This is a genomic window from Geomonas sp. (assembly GCF_056994735.1).
Genome location: NZ_JBXKJL010000520.1, coordinates 1 through 1,835, shown reverse-complemented (window position 1 = coordinate 1,835; position 1,835 = coordinate 1). Strand labels below are relative to the sequence as shown.

Genomic DNA, 1,835 nt, shown 5'->3' with positions numbered 1-1,835 from the left:
CTGGCCGGGAGTAGAAGGAGATAAGCAAGGAGATAAGCAATGGCCGATCCTGAGACGACAGCCCCTGATGCTGCTGCCTCTTATCCAGAGGGGCTAAGGCACAGCACTCACACTGGGGTATCGCCCGGCTGGCGCTGGGGGGTGATTTTGACCCTGGTGGTCGGCTTTGCAGTCTTGCTCTGGATGACCGCCCGCGTCTACGTCGACGCCCCACCCATCCCGCAGCGGGTGGTCGGTCCGGCGGGAGAGACGGTCTTCACCAGCCAGGATATCCTGGCTTTCTGGGGTAGGTATTTTTTGAGAGTACTCACTTTGCTCTGGCATTAGCTTTATGAGTCATGCGGTTACCGCGCCTCGGTTAGAGAGTTTCAGGCCGCTTGCAGCCACTCCACGACGGGTGGGATAGTTCCCTGCTGGTCTTGCGGCGGTCGGGTCGGCCACGGTTCGGGAACCAAGCGCCCGTGCGGCAACGGGGTATGGTTGAGTCAAGCCGCGAGGATGAGGTTCCAGCCACGCCGAAATACGCTCACGAGACGCAGGTGGGCGGCCTGATGGGAGCGTGGCGGAGGTGGCAGGACGGTAGCCAGGTCGGGCCAAGGGGTGGCGGGAAGCATCTCGTCCACCTCGCCCCCAACACTGACCAGCCACAGCGTAGCCACCGCTATCGCCAACCCCAAGCGTGCCGCCCGCGCGGGATTAGTCATCCGGGTCTGTTGCCATTGCCAGCCGCCCCGTTTCGTCCGCTTAAAGCCCTGCTCAATCCAGGGGCGCAAGCGATACCAACCAACATCGCCCACGGCGGGTGGCAAATCGGTTACGATCAGCCAGGGGTCCTGATAGCCGGCTTCCCACCGAGCCAGGAGGGTACAGCGGAGCCAGCGCTGGCGGCCTTTGAAGGCGACGCCGGTAGCAGACCATTGGCAACCGGGCTGGGGAACCAAGGTCTTGAGGGGAACCCCTTGCGGCTCACCGGTGGGGCGGAAGGTCCCGCCGGTATTGATCCGCAGAAACGGATGCCATCCCAACCGGGTAAGCCGCCGAAACAGCCAGCGGGCATACCACCCGCGATCGGCGAGCACGATCACGGTCCAGCTAGGAGGGACCGCGCGGTATACCTGCCGCAGCATCCGCAACCACGCCGGCCGCCAGGCTTTCTCGACATGGGCGGTCAAGCCTGTCCAAGCGATGGGAATGGCGCAGCCCCGGTAGACGACGCTGATGACCAACACCGTAAAGCGATTGCCCAAAGGGGTGGCATCCAGGGCCAGCGCCAGTTGGGTCCCTTCCCAGAGACTCAGCACCCAGGCCAACAGCGGCGCAAAACACGACTCGATCCCCACGGCTTGGCGGTGCTTGCCGCGCTTCGCGCGGGCCTCGTAACAGAATTCGCGCAACCGCTGCCGGAGCGTGTTATCGTGGCGGCCGAGCCATGGCGCCAAACAGGCGCTAACGGCGGTGAGCGCACAGGACCGTGCCAGGACCATGCCCAGGCTCCATAAGGCGAGGACTTTGATTTGCGGCTTGTTCAGGTGCGGTAAGTGGGTCTGGAGGGTGGTCGCCCATTCGAGGACGCGGGGGTGGCAAGACATCCGTGGTTCTCCGGCGGGGTGGTGCGGTAACTCTTGAGATGAGCGATACCATGCCCGACGGAAGCGGGTCTTGTCACCCCCGTTTTTGGTGTCCTTTGCAGAAAACCTACCCTAAAAAGGTCCCTCCGGGGAGGCGCCGCACGCCAGCGCGATCAGGTGGGCCTCCTGGGCGCCGTCGAGCTTGCGATACTGCCGCCCGGTGGGCTTCTTGCGCAACAGTGCCGCCGCCAGTCCTTGCTCTACGAA

The 1,835-nt window shown here is 64.0% G+C and carries 2 protein-coding genes; one reads left to right on the top strand and one right to left on the bottom strand.

The annotated features are described in order from the left end of the window. The first annotated feature begins 39 nt into the window (after positions 1–39). Complete coding sequence (locus AC11W3_RS22160; protein ID WP_484093859.1) at positions 40–327, top strand: hypothetical protein; 288 nt, start codon at positions 40–42, stop codon at positions 325–327. Positions 328–485: 158 nt separating this feature from the next. On the opposite strand, the gene AC11W3_RS22155 is transcribed toward AC11W3_RS22160, so the two are convergent. Next, positions 486–1,589: a transposase gene (locus AC11W3_RS22155; RefSeq protein WP_484093858.1), complete on the bottom strand. Its 1,104-nt coding sequence runs from the start codon at positions 1,587–1,589 to the stop codon at positions 486–488. Between the last annotated feature and the right edge of the window lie 246 nt (positions 1,590–1,835).

What these genes read in the sequence shown, in the direction of transcription:
- AC11W3_RS22160 (WP_484093859.1), top strand. Translation starts at nt 40, where the DNA reads ATGGCCGATCCTGAGACGACAGCCCCTGATGCTGCTGCCTCTTATCCA.
- AC11W3_RS22155 (WP_484093858.1), bottom strand. Translation starts at nt 1,589, where the DNA reads ATGTCTTGCCACCCCCGCGTCCTCGAATGGGCGACCACCCTCCAGACC.